General features: G+C 69.6%; 15 protein-coding genes. 6 read left to right on the forward strand and 9 right to left on the reverse strand.

Annotated elements, in window-relative coordinates; translation table 11 throughout:
- Window positions 1-9 precede the first annotated feature (9 nt).
- The 3 genes from G3I78_RS42945 to G3I78_RS42955 all read left to right on the forward strand — a co-directional run bounded on the left by G3I78_RS42945 (window position 10) and on the right by G3I78_RS42955 (window position 4,464).
- The gene (locus tag G3I78_RS42945; protein ID WP_164435187.1) at window positions 10-567 is read left to right on the forward strand and encodes a GH25 family lysozyme; all 558 of its coding nucleotides are present in this window, start codon (window positions 10-12) and stop codon (window positions 565-567) included.
- Window positions 568-752: 185 nt separating this feature from the next.
- Window positions 753-1,142 carry a toll/interleukin-1 receptor domain-containing protein gene (locus G3I78_RS42950; protein ID WP_164435189.1) on the forward strand — a complete coding sequence of 130 codons (390 nt, stop codon included), beginning with the start codon at window positions 753-755 and terminating at the stop codon, window positions 1,140-1,142.
- 37 nt (window positions 1,143-1,179) lie between these two features.
- Window positions 1,180-4,464, forward strand: a complete 3,285-nt coding sequence (locus G3I78_RS42955; RefSeq protein ID WP_164435191.1) for an NACHT domain-containing protein — start codon at window positions 1,180-1,182, stop codon at window positions 4,462-4,464.
- Between the two features lie 5 nt (window positions 4,465-4,469).
- Here G3I78_RS42955 and G3I78_RS42960 read toward each other — a convergent pair whose 3' ends face one another.
- Window positions 4,470-5,147, reverse strand: a complete 678-nt coding sequence (locus tag G3I78_RS42960) for a FadR/GntR family transcriptional regulator (protein ID WP_164435193.1) — start codon at window positions 5,145-5,147, stop codon at window positions 4,470-4,472.
- A gap of 233 nt (window positions 5,148-5,380) precedes the next feature.
- Here G3I78_RS42960 and G3I78_RS42965 point away from each other — a divergent pair, with 233 nt between their 5' ends.
- Both G3I78_RS42965 and G3I78_RS42970 read left to right on the forward strand, forming a co-directional pair.
- Window positions 5,381-7,075 carry a 2-isopropylmalate synthase gene (locus tag G3I78_RS42965; protein WP_164435273.1) on the forward strand — a complete coding sequence of 565 codons (1,695 nt, stop codon included), beginning with the start codon at window positions 5,381-5,383 and terminating at the stop codon, window positions 7,073-7,075.
- Window positions 7,072-7,860 (forward strand): ATP-binding cassette domain-containing protein, encoded by a 789-nt coding sequence (locus tag G3I78_RS42970; protein WP_164435202.1) that lies wholly within the window; start codon window positions 7,072-7,074, stop codon window positions 7,858-7,860. The genes G3I78_RS42965 and G3I78_RS42970 overlap by 4 nt, the downstream gene beginning before the upstream one ends.
- 46 nt (window positions 7,861-7,906) lie before the next feature.
- Here the strand turns inward: G3I78_RS42970 and G3I78_RS42975 are convergent, their stop codons facing one another.
- Together G3I78_RS42975 and G3I78_RS42980 are read right to left on the reverse strand one after the other, a co-directional pair.
- Window positions 7,907-8,125 carry an EF-hand domain-containing protein gene (locus tag G3I78_RS42975; protein WP_164435204.1) on the reverse strand — a complete coding sequence of 73 codons (219 nt, stop codon included), beginning with the start codon at window positions 8,123-8,125 and terminating at the stop codon, window positions 7,907-7,909.
- 58 nt (window positions 8,126-8,183) lie between these two features.
- Window positions 8,184-9,095 carry a MerR family transcriptional regulator gene (locus G3I78_RS42980; RefSeq protein ID WP_164435212.1) on the reverse strand — a complete coding sequence of 304 codons (912 nt, stop codon included), beginning with the start codon at window positions 9,093-9,095 and terminating at the stop codon, window positions 8,184-8,186.
- Window positions 9,096-9,144: 49 nt separating this feature from the next.
- Here G3I78_RS42980 and G3I78_RS42985 point away from each other — a divergent pair, with 49 nt between their 5' ends.
- Window positions 9,145-9,786 (forward strand): GNAT family N-acetyltransferase, encoded by a 642-nt coding sequence (locus G3I78_RS42985; protein WP_164435214.1) that lies wholly within the window; start codon window positions 9,145-9,147, stop codon window positions 9,784-9,786.
- Here the strand turns inward: G3I78_RS42985 and G3I78_RS42990 are convergent.
- From G3I78_RS42990 to G3I78_RS43015, 6 genes are all read right to left on the reverse strand, one after another.
- Window positions 9,768-10,397 carry an ADP-ribosyltransferase gene (locus G3I78_RS42990; protein ID WP_164435216.1) on the reverse strand — a complete coding sequence of 210 codons (630 nt, stop codon included), beginning with the start codon at window positions 10,395-10,397 and terminating at the stop codon, window positions 9,768-9,770. The genes G3I78_RS42985 and G3I78_RS42990 overlap by 19 nt on opposite strands.
- Before the next feature lie 69 nt (window positions 10,398-10,466).
- On the reverse strand, window positions 10,467-11,651 hold the full coding sequence (locus G3I78_RS42995; RefSeq protein WP_164435275.1) for a YncE family protein: 1,185 nt from the start codon (window positions 11,649-11,651) through the stop codon (window positions 10,467-10,469).
- Between the two features lie 14 nt (window positions 11,652-11,665).
- Complete coding sequence (locus G3I78_RS43000; RefSeq protein WP_164435219.1) at window positions 11,666-12,430, reverse strand: polysaccharide deacetylase family protein; 765 nt, start codon at window positions 12,428-12,430, stop codon at window positions 11,666-11,668.
- A gap of 583 nt (window positions 12,431-13,013) precedes the next feature.
- Window positions 13,014-13,517, reverse strand: a complete 504-nt coding sequence (locus G3I78_RS43005) for an ATP-binding protein (protein ID WP_164435221.1) — start codon at window positions 13,515-13,517, stop codon at window positions 13,014-13,016.
- A 262-nt stretch (window positions 13,518-13,779) separates the two neighbouring features.
- Window positions 13,780-14,547, reverse strand: a complete 768-nt coding sequence (locus tag G3I78_RS43010; RefSeq protein ID WP_164435223.1) for an enoyl-CoA hydratase-related protein — start codon at window positions 14,545-14,547, stop codon at window positions 13,780-13,782.
- An 81-nt stretch (window positions 14,548-14,628) separates the two neighbouring features.
- Window positions 14,629-15,864, reverse strand: a complete 1,236-nt coding sequence (locus tag G3I78_RS43015; RefSeq protein WP_164435225.1) for an Ig-like domain-containing protein — start codon at window positions 15,862-15,864, stop codon at window positions 14,629-14,631.
- Window positions 15,865-15,960 lie beyond the last annotated feature (96 nt).

Below are 15,960 nucleotides of genomic sequence, written 5' to 3' on the forward strand. Positions count from 1 at the left end.
AGCCCCCACATGCTCCGTGGCATCGATGTCAGCGCGTACCAATCGTCCAGCTTCGACACGGACGGATACTCCTTCGCCTTCGTCAAGGCGACGGAGGGCCGCTCCTACGTCAACCCGAAGCTCACGGCCCAGACCAAGCACGCCCGCGACGCCGGACTGGTCGTCGGCTTCTACCACTTCCTCTGGCCCGGCAACCTCACCGCCCAGGCCGAGTACTTCGTCAAGCACGCCCCCGAGAAGGCGGGCGACATCCTCGCCGTCGACTGGGAGACCACCAGCGACGGCACCCACGCCTCCAACGCGGAGAAGGACCAGTTCATCCGCAAGGTCAAGGAACTCCGCCCGAACAACCGGGTCGTCCTCTACGCCAACCGCCACTACTGGCTGAACGTCGACACCACGTCCTACGCCGGCGACGGCCTCTGGATCGCCGACTACGTCACCGCCGGCAAGCCCCGCATCAAGGCCAAGTGGCGCTTCCACCAGTACACCGACGACCCGCTGGACAAGAACGTGGCGGACTTCGCGAGCAAGGCGGCGCTGAAGGAGTGGGCGGCGAAGGCCTGACGCGACAGCCATGTCAACATGCTGAGCCTGCCCCGGGATGCCCGAAAGCACCTCGGGGTCACACTCGAAGGCGAGGTCGGGTGCGAGGTACCGCTGCTGGCAGAACGTCACATATTCCTTGAGATCGTCTGCCGACCGGCACCGTTCCTCACTAGCATGGGCCAACCGACATGCACAGGACGGACATGGCGAACGTCTTCATCAGCCACCGGACCAGCGACGGGGCCGCGGCCGAGCGACTGGCGCGAGAGATCGCCACGCCCGGACACACTGTGTGGCTCGACGAATGGCACATCCGATTGGGCGACTCCATCGTGGAGAAGATCAACAGCGGCCTGGACGGCGCCTCTTATCTCGTCCTGTGCTATTCGGACGCGCCGGACGGCGTCCAGAGTCCCTGGACCTCGCGCGAGTGGATGTCCGCGCTGCACCGCCAACTCGACGGCCAGGGGGTGCGCGTCCTGCCCGTACGGTTCGGCGGATCCGCGCCCGCCATCCTCGCCGACCTCAAGTTCGCGGACCTGGCGAAGGACTGGGACCTCGGCGTCCGACAACTGCTACAGGCGATCCGCTGATCGCGGAACAGCGGAACCGCTCATCGGGGGGCAACACATGGTGCAAGTCCTTGTCGCACACGCACAGGGTGAAGAAGACCTCGCCGAAAAGGTCGGCGCCCCTCTGGCCCTCGCCGGATACGAGGTCCTGCACTACGGCACGCTCCTCGTCGGCGAGTCCCTGAGCGACAAGGCCTCGCAGGCGATCGCCCAGGGAAGTCCACTCGTCCTCTGCGGAACGGTCAGGGCGGCCGGCACTCCCTGGGCACGGCGGCTGGTCAACGCCGCCCGGCACCACCCCGGCGTACGGATCTTCGCCCTCCAGATGGAGCAGGACGCGGACCTGGAGACACTGACCCTCGACGGCAAGGTCGCTCTCTACTGGCAGGACCCGGCCAGAGCGATCGCCGCACTGGTCGACGCCCTCTCGGCGTACTACCCGGTCGACGGATCCGACGAGCCGACCGGCGGTCGAGCATCCGACGACCTGGAAAGCCGGTACCGCGACCTCGCCCTCAGCACCTGCGACATCGTGCACCTCGCCTATCTCCCCATCGAGGACCGCGAACTCGCCACCAAGGAACTGCTGTTGCGCAGTCTGTACGTCTCCCTGCGCGTCGGCGTGCAGATCGCGTTGGGAAGCGCCGCGCACGAACTCGACAAGACGCTTCAGGACATGGAGGGTCAGCGCGGAGGGATCGGCAATACGACCGACTCCGAGTCCCGGTTCTCCATCGGACGGCGTCTCGAGCAGTCGAAACGGCTGGTGGTGCTGGGCGATCCGGGGGCCGGCAAGAGCACCATGCTGCGCTGGATCGCGACAGCCTATCTGCTGCGTCTGAAAGCAGACCCGGACTGGCGGGAGCTGCCCGACGTCGACACCCTCCCCGATGCCGATTGGCTACCCCTCCTCATCCGGTGCCGGGAGATCGACGAGGGACAGGGGCTGGGATCGCTCGAAGACATCGTCCGACGCCAGCTACGTCACGACGCCCAATCCAGATTCTCCGAGGCGGAGACCACGAGCCTGGCCGAGGTACTGCTCGACGCTCTTCAGGACGGGCGGGTCCTGCTGCTGATCGACGGTCTCGACGAGATCGCCGACCCGGGCCTGCGGGCCCGGTTCTGCAGCCAGATCGAGCAGATCCACGTCGCCCACCCGCAGGCTTCCATCGTCGTCACGTCCCGGATCGTCGGATACAAGGAGATGGGGCTGGCCATCGGTCGCGGTTTCGAGCATGTGACGGTGCTCGATCTCACCCCGGAGGACAAGGACGACTTCGCGCAGCGCTGGTGCGAAGTGGCCGAACCGTTGGCAGGCCGGGAGGAGGCGAGGCGACAGCTGGTGAGTGACATCCACAGCTCGGACCGCATCGAGCGCCTCACCGGCAATCCGATGCTCCTGACCACGATGGCACTGGTCAAGAAGAAGGTCGGCAAGCTTCCGAGTCACCGTGCGGATCTCTACCGGGAGGCCGTGGACGTGCTCCTGAGCTGGCGCAGCAGCGCGAGCGAGCGGATCGACCGGTACGAGGCGCTTCCGCAGTTGCAGTATCTGGCGTACTCCATGTGTGACGCCGGGGTGCAGCAGATGCGCGAGGACCAGGTGCTCGACACGCTCGAACGGATGCGGGAGGAGTTCCCGGTCGTCCGGGCGGCCCACAATCATTCACCCCTTGAGTTCCTACGACTGCTGGAGAGCCGGACGGGCATCCTCGTCGAATCCGGCCATGCCCGCCACCACGGTGAGCTGGTGCCGGTGTACGAGTTCCGGCACCTGACATTCCAGGAGTACCTGGCGGGGCTCGCGCTGGTGACAGGGCGTTTCCCGGGCAAGGAGAGGGGGAGGCCGCTGGCGGATCAGGTGGCTGTGCTCGCGGCACGGACTTCTCCCGATCCGCACTCGTTCAGCAATCCAGCCGCAGCAGAGAGCTGGCACGAAGCCCTCCGCCTGTGTGTTATGTCGTGCAATGACGACGATGTGGACAGTGTGCTTCTCGCCATCGCACTCCCGCTGGGAGACGAGCCTGAAGAAACCGGTGCCGTCAGGGCAACGCTGGCCGTCGCGTGCCTCTCCGACGAGCCCAATGTGAGCGAGGGTGCGGCACTGCAGATCATCGACAGGTTCGTCGAGGCATCAGATGACGACAGGTACAGCAACAGAGACTCGCCCAGTGCTGAGATGTTGGCTTCCATATGGGGGCCCGTACTGATCCGTCGCCTGATCGCGGCCTGGCTGGAGAAACCATCGGATTTCTGGCGACTCGGCGGTGTAATCTCCTCAGCGCTCGGCCACGGCATACCCAAGTCAAGCCACGAGGTGGAAGTCTGGGTTGGACAGCAGACCCGCCGGCTTGCCGAACCAGACGCCTGCACCTCTATCGAAGCAGCGCTCGCGCTTATGGAGGCGGGATTCCAGGGCACCATCGTACTTGTGCCCGATTTGATACCGCGACTGACGGCGATGCTGTCACTCGGACTATGCGAAAGCACATCAGCCGCTTGGGCTCTCTGCTGGCTGTCCAAAGGCACATCGGTCTACGCGCAACAACGCACATGGGAACCCACAACTCAGCAACTGCACGAATTGACACGGATCATCAAGACCGGAGAACTGTCCGCGGAGGCCGTCGCGTATCTCTTGCTCTGTTTCGACGACAGCAGCAAGGCCGCCCACCACGCTATGGGCCCCTCCGTGATCAAGCACTTCGAAGCAAGCACGTCAAAGGGGCGCGAACTCCTCTCGCAGGAGTACGCGCGGCTCTTTCCTCAAGAGAGCGCCCCAGTAATCCCATTTATCCGACATCGCGACCCGGAGGTTCGCCGGGCGGCGGTCCTCCTCCTGTCAGCCCTGGAGACCTCCCAGGCAGCAGACACCCTGCTGGATATCCTGCCCGACACCAAGGAACCCGAGTTGTACGAGTCCATCGCTCGGTCCCTGGGTCGATTCGGCGACTCACGCGCGGTGAAACCACTGCTCAACCTCAAGAAAGAGCTGACATTGGAACCGCCGTCGGTGGTGATCGCCGCCCTGTCGGCATTGGGCGACCAGCGATCCGCTCGGGCCGCCACACAAGCTCTGAGAAGCGTGGACAGTGAGGAAAGAGCCCGCGCCCTGTGGTCGCTGGCGTCCGTGGAGCGGGACAAGGTCACCCGTGTACTACTGTCCCGCGACCGCTATGACAATCGGCCAGGACGTGATCCTCAGCAGAAAATCACCGAAAAGGATCTCGCAGCGTACAGCAAAGCAGTCCAGCTCCCCTTGGAAGAAGTCCGCACCCGCTACGAAGACCTAGCCACCCGCTACTCCCTCAAACTCGCCTGGATCCCCACCCAACGCTGACCCCGCTACCCGGCGAACGGATCCTCCAGCTCCCCCCGCAGAATCCCCGCCGCCCCCTCCGCGTCCCCCTCCGCCACCGCCCGCACCAGCGCCGCGTGGGCCGCGTCGGCGGTGTTGGGGTCGGTGGTGCGGGCGGCGGTCAGGGTGAGGAGGTCGGTCAGGCCCTCGCGCAGGGCGGGGGTGAACTCGTGGAAGAGGTCGGTCAGTACGGGGTTGTGGGCGGCGGCGACCACCGTGGCGTGGAAGGTGATGTCGGCGTCGACGAAGGCCGCGTCGGAGGCCGTGGAGGCGGATCGGCGGCCCTCCAGGGCGCGTTCCATCGCCGTCACGTCCTCGGGGGTGCGGCGGCGGGCGGCGAGGGTCGCGGCGTGGACCTCCAGGGCCATGCGGACCTCGTAGACGTCGGTGACGGCGGCCCGGCGCAGCCGGGTGGGCCAGTCCTCGGTGACCTCGGTGGCGGTGACGAAGACGCCGGCGCCCTGGCGGGCCCGCACCAGCCCGGCCCCGGCCAGCGCCCGCAGCGCCTCGCGGACCGTCGAGCGGCCGACGCCGAGTTCCTTCGCGAGGGTGGTCTCGCCCGGCAGCTTGGCGCCGACGGGCCAGTGGCCGGCGGCGATGTGCTCGCGCAGGCGTTCGGCGGCCTGCTCGACCAGGGGGCTGGGGCGGACGGGGCCTAGCGGCACGGCTTGCACCTGCTTGTCTGAGGAGTCAGCAGAATTCTACTTGTCTGAGGAGCTGAGGAGTCGCTACGGTACGGCCATGACGTTCCGCGGTCTCCTTCTTCTCGGCTGCCGCGGCGGGGCCTGACGCGACCGGCACCCCGCCGCGGGACGCCGTGCTGCCGGTCACCGTCCCGACCGCGACGAAGGCAGCCACCGCAGTGCAGACCCTCTGGAACCCCCAGCGCCCCGGCCCCATGCCGTTCCACCGCTACCGCCCCTACGACCAGCGCGTCGACGTCCCCGTCTCCGACCGGGGCTGGCCCGCCGCCCGCATCGACCGCGCCCCGCTCTGGGTCCCCGTCGACCTGCGCGACGGCAACCAGGCCCTGGCCGAGCCGATGGACACCCCGCGCAAGAGCCGCTTCTTCGACCTGCTGGTGCGCACCGGCTTCAAGGAGATCGAGGTCGGCTACCCCTCCGCGAGCCGCACCGACTTCGACTTCGTACGGCACCTGGTGACCAGCGGGGCCGTCCCCGACGACGTCACCCCCGTCGTGTTCACCCCGGCCAGGGCCGACCTCATCGACCGGACCTTCGACTCGATCGCAGAGCTGCCGCGGGCCGTCGTCCACCTCTACATCGCCACCTCGCCGGTGTGGCGGGACGTGGTCCTCGGCCGGGACCGGAAGGAGGTGTGGCGGACCGTGCGGACGGCGGCCGAGCGGATGGCCCGCCGGGCCGCTCCGGGGACCCGCTTCCAGTTCTCCCCCGAGACCTTCAACCTCACCGAGCCGGACTTCGTCCTGGAGCTGTGCGACGGGCTGACCGAGCTGTGGGACGCGAGCCCGGACCGCCCGGTCACGCACAACCTCCCGGCCACCGTCGAGATCGCCACCCCGAACGTCTACGCCGACCAGATCGAGTACCTGCACCGGAACCTGGCCCGCCGCGACTCCGTGATCCTCTCCGTCCACCCGCACAACGACCGCGGCACCGGCGTCGCCTGCGCCGAACTCGCCGTGCTGGCAGGCGCCCAGCGCGTGGAGGGCTGTCTCTTTGGCAACGGCGAGCGCACCGGCAACGTCGACCTGGTGACCCTCGCGATGAACCTGTACGCCCAAGGGGTGGACCCCATGGTCGACTTCGGCGACATCGACGCGGTGCGGGAGACCGTCGAGCACTGCAACCGGCTCCCGGTGCACCCCCGCCATCCGTACGCGGGCGACCTCGTGTACACCGCGTTCTCCGGCACCCACCAGGACGCCATCAGCAAGGGCCTCGCCCACCGGGAGCGGCACCCGGACGAGCCCTGGCAGGTCCCCTACCTGCCGATCGACCCGGCCGACGTGGGGCGGACGTACGAGGCGGTGATCCGCGTCAACTCCCAGTCCGGCAAGGGCGGAACGGCGTATCTGCTGCGCACCCGGCACGGCATCGACCTGCCCGTGCGGATGCGCCCCGACTTCGCCCGGGTGGTCCAGGAGGCCACCGACACCGGCGGCCGGGAGATCACACCCGGGGAGCTGTACGAGCTGTTCGAGACCACCTACCTGGCCGAGGGCGACGTACGGCTGCACGCCTGGTCATCGTACGAGGAGGCGCCCGGCGTGCACCGCTTCGTGTGCACGCTGGAGGCCGGGGACCGGGTCGGCGACCACGAGGGCACGGGCGGCAGCCCGGTCTCCGCGTTCGTGGACGCGCTGGCCGGGGCGGGGCACACCGTCGAGATCGTCGACTTCACGGAGCAGGAGCGGAAGCGGGAGCGGGAGCAGGAGCAGGAGCGGAAGAGGGAACAGGAGCAGGAACACGGCCGGGAGGGCGGCACCGTCGCCTACGCCGAGTGCCGCGTGGACGGCCGTACGGCCTGGGGCGCGGGCGTGGGCGTGGGCGTGGGGCCGTCGGCCGGGGTGCGGGCCGTGCTCTCCGCCATGAACCGGGTGACGCGATGAGGGAGGTGTTGCGCGCCGCGGACGTGCACGTCGTCAGGGACGGGAAGGCGATCCTCCAGGAGGTCTCGCTGACCGTCCGGGCGGGCGAGCACTGGGCGCTGCTCGGCGCCAACGGCGCGGGCAAGTCCACGCTGCTCAGCCTGCTCGGCGCCCTGGTCCACCCCACCCGGGGCACGGTCGAGGTGCTGGGCCGCCGGCTGGGCCGGGTCGATCTGCGGGAGCTGCGCGCGTACGTCGGTCACGTCAACCCCCGCCATCCGCTCACCGCGCCGCTGCGGGTCCGGGACATCGTCCTGACCGGGCTGACCAACTCCGTGGTCCCGCTGCCCCGTTGGGAGCCGACGCGGCAGCAGCGGGAGCGGGCCGACCGGCTCGTCGCCACGCTGGGTCTCGCCGACCTCGGCGAGGCGCGCTGGCCCACCCTCTCCCAGGGCCAGCGGGGCCGCACCCTCATCGCCCGCGCGCTGATGCCCGAGCCGCGGCTGCTGCTGCTCGACGAACCGGCGACCGGTCTCGACCTGCCCGGCCGGGAGCGGCTGATCGACGCGCTGGACTCGTTGCGCCGGGAGCATCCGACGCTGGCGACGGTCCTGGTCACCCATCACCTGGAGGAGCTTCCGGCGGGCACCACCCACGCGATGCTGCTGCGCGACGGCCGGGTCCTCGCGCAGGGCCCGGCACCGCACGTCCTCACCGGTGACCAGGTCGGCAAGTGCTTCGACCTGCCGCTGGTCCTGGAGCGGCACGACGGCCGCTGGACGGTCCGCATCCGGGGCCGGGCATGACGAAGGGGGCGCCCCGCACCGCCGGGCGCCCCCTGCTCCGTACGCCTTACTTGCTCAGGTAGGCCCAGAACTCGTCGAACGACAGGAGCTTGTCGCCGTTCAGGTCGCGGCTCTTGATGATCGCCTCGGCGACCGACTCGGTCACGTTCCAGTCGCCGCCCTGGGCCAGGGCGGACTTGAACTCGGCGGCGGTGATGGAGCCGTCACCGTCCGCATCGATGCGCTCGAACTGCTTGCGTGCTTCCTCGATGTCGATGTGCGCCACCGGTCCGCCCCTTTTCTGGCCTCTGTCGTGTCCTGCTGGCTTGCTGCCGCAGGTCAGATTAGCGGCCCGCTCCGGCCTCCAGTGCGGCGACCACCCAGGCGAAGTCCTGCTCATGGGCCGGGAGGGGCGCGCCCTTCAGAATCCCCATGAGTTCGCGGTACCGGGCCAGGCCGGTGTTGTGGGTGGCCTTCATGCGGTCGAGGACGCCGGCCCGGTCGGCGTCGCCGAGCAGTTCCCGCAGCACCGCCTCGGCCTCCGGCGCCTCGGGGGCGATGCCGTCCGCGCGGGCCCGGCCCACGAGCCGGACCAGCCGCTCGAAGAACCCCATGGCGGCGCCGGGCGAGGTGCCGGACTCCCGGTCGGCGGAGTTGAACTCGGCCGCCCTGCGCATCAGCGCCCGGAACTCCGGGTCCCGCACCAGCTCCGCGAGCTCCACCCAGGCGTCGACCTGCTCTGGGGTCGGGTCGTCCGGCAGGTTCAGGGCGCTGTCGCGCATCCGGTCCCGCACGTCCGGGTCGGCGAGGTCGAGTCCGTGGAACGTCTCCGCCACGAACTCCTCCATGATCCGCCTGCGTTCGGCGGCGGACAGTCGTGCCAGCTTGTGCATCAGGGTCATCTCCTCCGCGGTCGAACCGCGTCTCGCGACGGTCGACAGCACCGCGCGGGTCACCTTCAGCGAGGCGATCCGCGCGTCCAGCGCGGCCACGTGCGCGGCGGCGACCGACGCGAGGTTCTTCTCGCCCTCGACCACCTCGCGTACGACGTCCAGGCCGAGACCCAGTTCGCGCAGCGTGCGGATCAGTTCCAGGCGGGCGGCGGCCTCGGTGTCGTAGAGCCGGTAGCCGCCCGTGGAGCGCGCCACCGGGTGCAGTACGCCCTCGTCGGACCAGTAGCGGATGGTCCGCACGGTCAGTCCGGTGGCGCGGGCCAGCTCGCCGATGGTGAAAAGCGCGGTGCCGTCCTCGATCATGTCTGCGAGTGTGGGCCTTCCAGTGGGTGGAGACTCAAGGGAGGCCGCGATGGAGACCCTGCGGGACATTCTCGACGCGGCGGCCCGCGGTGTCCTCCCCCCGGCCGACGGCGGCACGACGGTCGTACGGCAGGCGAGCCCCAGGGACGCGGGGGTCCTCGCCTTCACCGGCCACTCGGTCGTCTTCACGGACGAGGACCCGCGGTGGGTGTACGACACCCTGCGCGGCCTGGACTGCGACGCGCTGGCCGCGACCATGAACCCGCGTTTCCTGACCGCGTTCCTGGACCGGACCGGCCGTCGGACGGACACCGTCGACGCGATGCTGGTAGCGGACCCGCTGCCGGGCGAACCGCCGCTCCGCCTCACGGAGATCGAGGACGCGCGGCACCCGCGCGTCCGCTACGCCCGCCGCCGGCGCGACGGCGTGCGGGCCTGGACGGCGGAGGGCGGTGTGATCGTCATCGGCCGCGGCATCGGCGGCCGTGCGGAGGTCTCGGTCGAGGTGGACGAGGAGGCGCGCCACCGGGGGCTCGGCCGTGCCCTGGTGACCGCGGCCCGGCAGCTCACCGCGGAGCCGCTGTGGGCGCAGATCTCACCGGGGAACGCCCGCAGCACGCGGGCGTTCCAGGCGGCGGGCTACCGCCCGGTGGGCGCGGAGGCGCTGCTGCTTCAGTGCCAGGGCTCGTAGTACGGGTTGCTCTCGCACTCGCTCATGATCTCGACCTTGGTCCTCTTGTCGACCGGGCAGACCCCGATGACGTACTGCCGCGCGATCCCGCCGGGGAAGGCGACCTCGACCTGGTCGGCCCACTTGTGGGTGTCCCCGATGGTCTTGTTCACGTCCACGCCGCCGGGGGCGTCGATGTAGTAGTTGTAGCCGGACTTCCACCACGTCTTGTACAGGTCGTGGTCGTAGGTCGTGGAGACGTACGGCGAGGGCTGGTTGACGAGGACGTACTGCGTGATGTCGTACTGCCCGGTGACGACGTCCTTGGGGTGGAAGCCCTGCTCGAAGACGATGTCGGGACCGCGGCCGTCACTGCGGTAGAGGGTGCCGCAGGTCGTGCGCCAGACCGGCTCGGGGGTGATGCGCCCGACGTCGACCCGGCGGTCGACGGCGGCCTTGACCGGGTCGTCGAAGCGGGGACAGGCCGGGGCCTTCTCCGATGCCGTCCCCGGGACCCGCTCCGGGGCTTGCTCCGGGGCCTTCTGGGGTACGGCGGCCGCGGTCGTCGCGAAGACGGCGGCCAGGGACAGCACGGCGGCAGCGGCGCGCCGCCGCAGGCGAGTTGTGATCATGGTGACCACAATTCCGGCCCTGCGACGGCGCGTTGGGGACCTTCACCCGTACGACGGCGTGTCAGCGTGTCAGCGGAAGATGCCGGTGTGGCCCAGGGAGTACCGCCCCGGCTGCGGGTAGACGGCCAGCCCGTGCGGTCCGCTGCCCACCTTGACGCGGGCGAGCTGCTCACCGGTGCGGGTGTCGATGGCGTACACCTCGGAGTTGTAGCGGCCGGACAGCCACAGGACCTTGCCGTCGGCCGAGACGCCGCCCATGTCGGGGCTGCCGCCGTGCGGCAGACGCCACTTCTTGGTGACCTCGCCGCGCGCGAAGTCGAAGACGGAGACGGTCCCTTCGCCCCGGTTGGAGACGTACATCTCGCGGGAGTCGCGGCTGACGTAGAGGCCGTGGGTGCCCTTGCCGGTGGGCAGCAGGGTCGGCTTGCCGAACTTGTCGCCGTCCAGGACCCACATCCCGTCGGCCATCATGTCCGCGACGTAGAACCGCTTCCCGTCCGGGGAGATCTTGACGTCCTGGGGCATCGCCCCGTCGAAGGGGAGTTTCTGCTGCCCGATCACCTTCATCTTCTCGGTGTCGACCTTCAGCAGCTCACCGCTGAACTCGCAGGACACGATGAAGTACCTCCCGTCCAGGGAGAAGTCGGCGTGGTTGACGCCGTAGCAGCTGACCGGCACGGTCTTGACCCGCTTCATGGTGTGCGGGTCGCGGAAGACGAGTTCGCGGTCGAGGGAGGCCATGACGACGGCGTACTTGCCGTTCGGCGTGAAGTAGAGGTTGTACGGGTCGTGCACCTCGACCGGCTTGCCCGCCTTCCCGGTCCTCGGGTCGATGGGCGTGAGCGTGTGGCCGCGGTTGTTGTTGACCCACAGGGTCTTCATGTCCCAGGAGGGCACGACGTGTTGGGGCTGGCGTCCGACGTGGATCGTGTCGATGATCTCGTACGTCTTCGGGTCGATCACGGAGACGGTGTCGGACTCGGTGTTGGGCACGTAGACCCGGGACGGGAAGTCCTTGACCACCGGCGACAGCCTGCCCGGGCGGTCGGCGGCGTACACGTCCTTCGGGTCGAGGACGGGCGGCATCCCGGGCAGCCCTCGCACCGGCTTCCGCACCGGCTTCACCGGGACGGGGGCGGCCGCCTTCGTGCCGCGGGCCTCGTCCGACCCGTCCCCGGTCTCGGTGCCGCAGGCGGCGAGGACGGCGAACGCGGCCCCCGCGATCAGGGCGTTCCGCATGAACGTGCGCTTCATCGGCGTGGGAGGCATCAGCTGAACAACTCCGTGGTGGTCACCGCGGCCAGGCCGCGACGGTCGAGTTCTTCCAGTACGACGGGGAGGGCGGCGATGGTGTCGTCGTAGCCGAAGTGCAGGCTCACCACGGACCCTTCGCGGATCTCGGCGAGGACCTTGCGGGCGACGGCGGGGGCGCCTGGCGAGGTGAAGTCGAGGGAGTCGACGTCGTAGGAGAGGACGTGGGGGTAGCCGGCCTCGCGGGCCAGCCGGGTGACCAACGGCGAGGCGGTGGGTGTGCGGGAGGGGCGGAACCAGGTCCCGATCGACCGGGTGAGCCGCCGCAGCCGGTCGGCGCAGCCGGTGATCTCCGCCCTCGCGTCGGCCTCGGACATGCCGTTGATGTCGACGTGGTGGAGGGTGTGGTTGCCGAGGTCGTGGCCGCCGTCGAGGATGCGGCGGGCGAGGTCGGGGTGCGCGTCGAGCCAGGTGCCGACGGCGAGCACGGTGACGCGGGCGCCGTGTCTCTCGGCCTCGGCGAGCAGGGTGCGGGCGGTGGCGGGATCGCCCTGGCCGTGGAAGGTGAGGGCGACCCGGGGACGGGTCCGGGGGCCGTGGGTCAGCTGGTCGGGCAGACCGGAGAGGCGACGGGGCCCGGGAGCGGCGGGGGCACGGGTGGGGGCGTGCGGCGAGCGGGCGGGGTGAGCTGCGGCACCGCTGGTAGCACACCCCGCGGCGAACGCCAGCCCTGCGGCGGCGAGCAGCACTGCCCGACGATCGGTAGCGGTCACCCGCCCCATTTAAGGGGTTACATCACGGATTGCGGCTGATCGACCCACCGGCTGGCGGGCGGCGGGGGCGGCGGTCGAAGCGGCCGGCGGTCGGTCCGGCTGGCGGCCGGCCCGGCTCGCGTCGAACCGGGCCGCGGTCGAACGGCCAGCAGTCGAAGCGGCTGACAATCGGCCCCGGCCAGCAGACGAACCGGCAGGCGGTCTCGGCCCGGCCAGCAGTCGAAGCGGCTGACGGTCGCCCCGGCCCACGTCGAACCAGGCCGCGGTCGAACAGCCAACAGACAAACCCGCTGACGATCGACCCCGGCCAGCAGACGAACCGGCTGACAATCGGCCCCGGCCACCGGCCGAACCGGCAGGCGGTCAGTCTGGGCAGCAGCTGAACCAGGGCGGTCAGTCCGGGCAACAGCCGAACCGGCTGATGGTCGCCCCCGCCAGCACTCGGACCGCCTGACGGCCGGTCCCGCTGATGGTCAGCCTGGCCAGCGGGCCGGCCCGGCCAGCAGTCGAACCGGCCAGCACTCAACCCGGCCAGCACGCGGCCCGGCCGGCGGTCGGCCCGACTAGCGGGCCCGGCCGCCCCTCCGCCCCCCTACCGATCCGCCACCCGCATCTCGAACCACGTCGTCTTGCCGCGCGGCAGCAGATCCACGCCCCATCGGTCGGAGAGCTTGTCGACGAGGAACAGTCCCCGGCCGCTGACGTCCATGTCCTGTACCGGCATCAGACAGGGCAGCCCCCGGGACGGGTCGCGCACCTCTATCCGGATCCACCCGCGCCGCCGCTTCATCCGCAGCCCGAACACCCGCGCCCCGGTGTGCCGTACGGCGTTGCCGACGAGTTCGGACACGAGTAACACCGCGTCCTCGGTCATCTTCGGGGTGAGCCCCCAGTGGCGCAGGACGATCACCTGGGTCAACCGGCGGGCGGCGGCCGCGGATTCGGGCCGGGACGGGAGCGGAACCTCGGCCTCCGTGGGATTTCCGAACAGTTCGAGCGCCTTCTGTGCGTGCTCGTCCTCGACCGCCGGAGACCAGCGTGCCGCCGTCACACGGCCGTCTCCCCGCGGCTGTTCGAAACCCTCCAGCCCCGCCATGCCCCCATCATGGCCGCCGACGGCGTCCCCCGGGGCCGTTCCTGACGAATACGCCCCCCGGAATGCGTCGTTCCGAGGGAGTCGATCGGCATATGCCAACGGCACTTCAGTGCCTTCAGTAGCCCGTCTGACCTGCGGCGGAGGCTCGGTTGGAGGCAATCGACGGACTCCCTCGACAAGGCAGAGTTAAGGTTGCCTTAAGGCTCCCATAAACCGCCCCATCGAGGGACCCGGATCAGACATCGCGTCAATTGCAAGTGGTTCAGAGGAATTTCGCCTTGCCGGGGCCCTCCTCGACGAAACTCTTCATGCCGCGCTCACGGTCCTCCGTGGCGAACAGGCCCGCGAACCAGTTCCGCTCCACCGCGAGGCCCGTCTCGATGTCGGTCTCCAGGCCCGTGTCGATCGACTCCTTCGCCGCGCGCAGCGCGAGCGCCGGACCCTGCGCGAGCTTCGCCGCCCAGGCGTGCGCCTGCGCGTACACCTCGTCGGCGGGCACGACCCGGTCGACCAGACCCAGCGTCAGCGCCTCGTCCGCCTTGACCATCCGGCCCGTGAAGATCAGGTCCTTCGCCTTGGACGGGCCGACCAGCCGGGCCAGGCGCTGGGTGCCGCCCGCGCCGGGGATCAGGCCGAGCAGGATCTCCGGCTGCCCCAGCTTGGCGTTGTCCGCGGCGATCCGGAAGTCCGCGCACAGCGCGAGTTCGCAGCCGCCGCCCAGCGCGTAGCCGGTGATGGCCGCGACGACCGGCTTGGGGATGCGGGCCACCGCCGTGAAGGAGTCCTGGAGACCGCGGGCGCGCAGGACCATCGCGGTGTGGTCCATGTTCTGCATCTCCTTGATGTCCGCGCCCGCCGCGAACACCTTCTCCCCGCCGTACACGACCACCGCGCGCACGTCCGCACGCCGGGTCGCCTCCTCGGCGAGCTCCTTCAGCCGGTCCTGGGTGGCCACGTCCAGCGCGTTCATGGGCGGCCGGTCGAGACGGATGGTGCCGACGCCTTCGGCGACTTCGAGATTCACGGTCATGCAGGCCAGGTTAACGGCGACTAACGACAGCGGCCCCGGTGCCGTATCTCACAACACCGGGGCCGCTGATCGTCGTAAGGACTACGCCTTCCACTTCTCCCACGACATGTTCCAGCCGTTGAGGCCATTCTCCGGTGCCACCGTCGCGTCGTCGGAGTTCTTCACGACCACCACGTCACCGATCAGCGAGTGGTTGAAGAACCAGGCCGCCGGTACACCGCTGTCGTAGCCGCCCTTGACGTCCCGAAGGCCCACGCAGCCGTGGCTGGCGTTGTAGTTGCCGAAGGCGTCGCCGCCCCAGTAGTTGCCGTGGATGAAGGTGCCGGAGTCGGTGAGGCGGGCGGCGTGCGGGACGTCCTTGATGTCGTACTCGCCGCCGTAGCCGACCGTTTCGCCGTTCATCCGGGTCACCGCGAGCTTCTCGCTGATCACCATCTGGCCGTTCCAGGTGTCGTAGCCGGGCTTGCCGGTGGTGACGGCGATGGTCTTGACCGTCTTGCCGTCCTGGGTGACCTTCATCGTGTGCTTCTTGGCGTCCACGACGGAGACCTGGTTGCGCCCGATGGTGAAGGACACCGTCTTGTCCTGCTTGCCGTAGACGCCCTTGCGGCCCTCGACGCCGTCGAGGTTGAGGCTGACGGTGACCTTGGTGCCCTCCTTCCAGTACTTCTCGGGACGGAAGTCCAGGCGGTCGTTGCCGAACCAGTGGCCCTCGACGTCGACGGCCGGCTCGGTCTTGACCGTGATGGCCTTCTCGACGTCCGCCGGGCTGGTGATGCCCCGGGTGAAGCGGACGGAGAACGGCATCCCGACGCCGACCGTCGAGCCGTCCTCGGGCGTGAAGTTGCCGATGAAGGTGTTCTTCGGGGTCAGCGTGGTGAAGCTGGAGTCCTCGGCGGCGGTACGGCCCGCGGAGTCCTTGGCGACCGCGTGCACGCTGTACTTGGTGCCCGAGGCGAGGTGGAGGGACGGCGTCCAGGAGGCGCCGTCGGCGGCTATCTTCCCGGCTATCGCGGTGCCCTTGGCATCCTTGACCTGCACCTCGGTCAGCTTGCCCTTGGTGGCGCTGACCTTCAGCGCGCCACTGGTGTCGACGGACTGCGCGCCGTCCTTCGGGGCGATGGCGACGACCGCCTCGGACTGCTTGGTCTCCGCCTGGGAGGAGTTCCCCGCCGCCTTGCCCTTGGAGTCCCCGGAGTCCGAGCCTCCCCCGCCGCACGCGGTGACGGCCAGCAGGACGCCGACGATCAGCGCCGCTCCCCTGGCCGCTCGTCCCCGCGCGTCAACCGACGCCCCCGATATCGGTCGCACGTTCAACTCGTCTCCCCTCGCCGGGCCTGGTCAGACCCGCATTGCGCTCGCGCTCCCCGCGCGGTCGGCGCATATTAACCAGATAATTTTGAGTTTCCCGTC

This window comes from Streptomyces sp. SID13726 (assembly GCF_010548375.1).
Taxonomy (GTDB): Bacteria; Actinomycetota; Actinomycetes; order Streptomycetales; family Streptomycetaceae; genus Streptomyces.

Coding starts and splice junctions, on each gene's coding strand:
- G3I78_RS42945 (WP_164435187.1), top strand. CDS start 10: ATGCTCCGTGGCATCGATGTCAGCGCGTACCAATCGTCCAGCTTCGAC.
- G3I78_RS42950 (WP_164435189.1), top strand. CDS start 753: ATGGCGAACGTCTTCATCAGCCACCGGACCAGCGACGGGGCCGCGGCC.
- G3I78_RS42955 (WP_164435191.1), top strand. CDS start 1,180: ATGGTGCAAGTCCTTGTCGCACACGCACAGGGTGAAGAAGACCTCGCC.
- G3I78_RS42965 (WP_164435273.1), top strand. CDS start 5,381: ATGCCGTTCCACCGCTACCGCCCCTACGACCAGCGCGTCGACGTCCCC.
- G3I78_RS42970 (WP_164435202.1), top strand. CDS start 7,072: ATGAGGGAGGTGTTGCGCGCCGCGGACGTGCACGTCGTCAGGGACGGG.
- G3I78_RS42980 (WP_164435212.1), bottom strand. CDS start 9,095: ATGATCGAGGACGGCACCGCGCTTTTCACCATCGGCGAGCTGGCCCGC.
- G3I78_RS42985 (WP_164435214.1), top strand. CDS start 9,145: ATGGAGACCCTGCGGGACATTCTCGACGCGGCGGCCCGCGGTGTCCTC.
- G3I78_RS42990 (WP_164435216.1), bottom strand. CDS start 10,397: ATGATCACAACTCGCCTGCGGCGGCGCGCCGCTGCCGCCGTGCTGTCC.
- G3I78_RS42995 (WP_164435275.1), bottom strand. CDS start 11,651: ATGAAGCGCACGTTCATGCGGAACGCCCTGATCGCGGGGGCCGCGTTC.
- G3I78_RS43000 (WP_164435219.1), bottom strand. CDS start 12,430: ATGGGGCGGGTGACCGCTACCGATCGTCGGGCAGTGCTGCTCGCCGCC.
- G3I78_RS43005 (WP_164435221.1), bottom strand. CDS start 13,517: ATGGCGGGGCTGGAGGGTTTCGAACAGCCGCGGGGAGACGGCCGTGTG.
- G3I78_RS43010 (WP_164435223.1), bottom strand. CDS start 14,547: ATGACCGTGAATCTCGAAGTCGCCGAAGGCGTCGGCACCATCCGTCTC.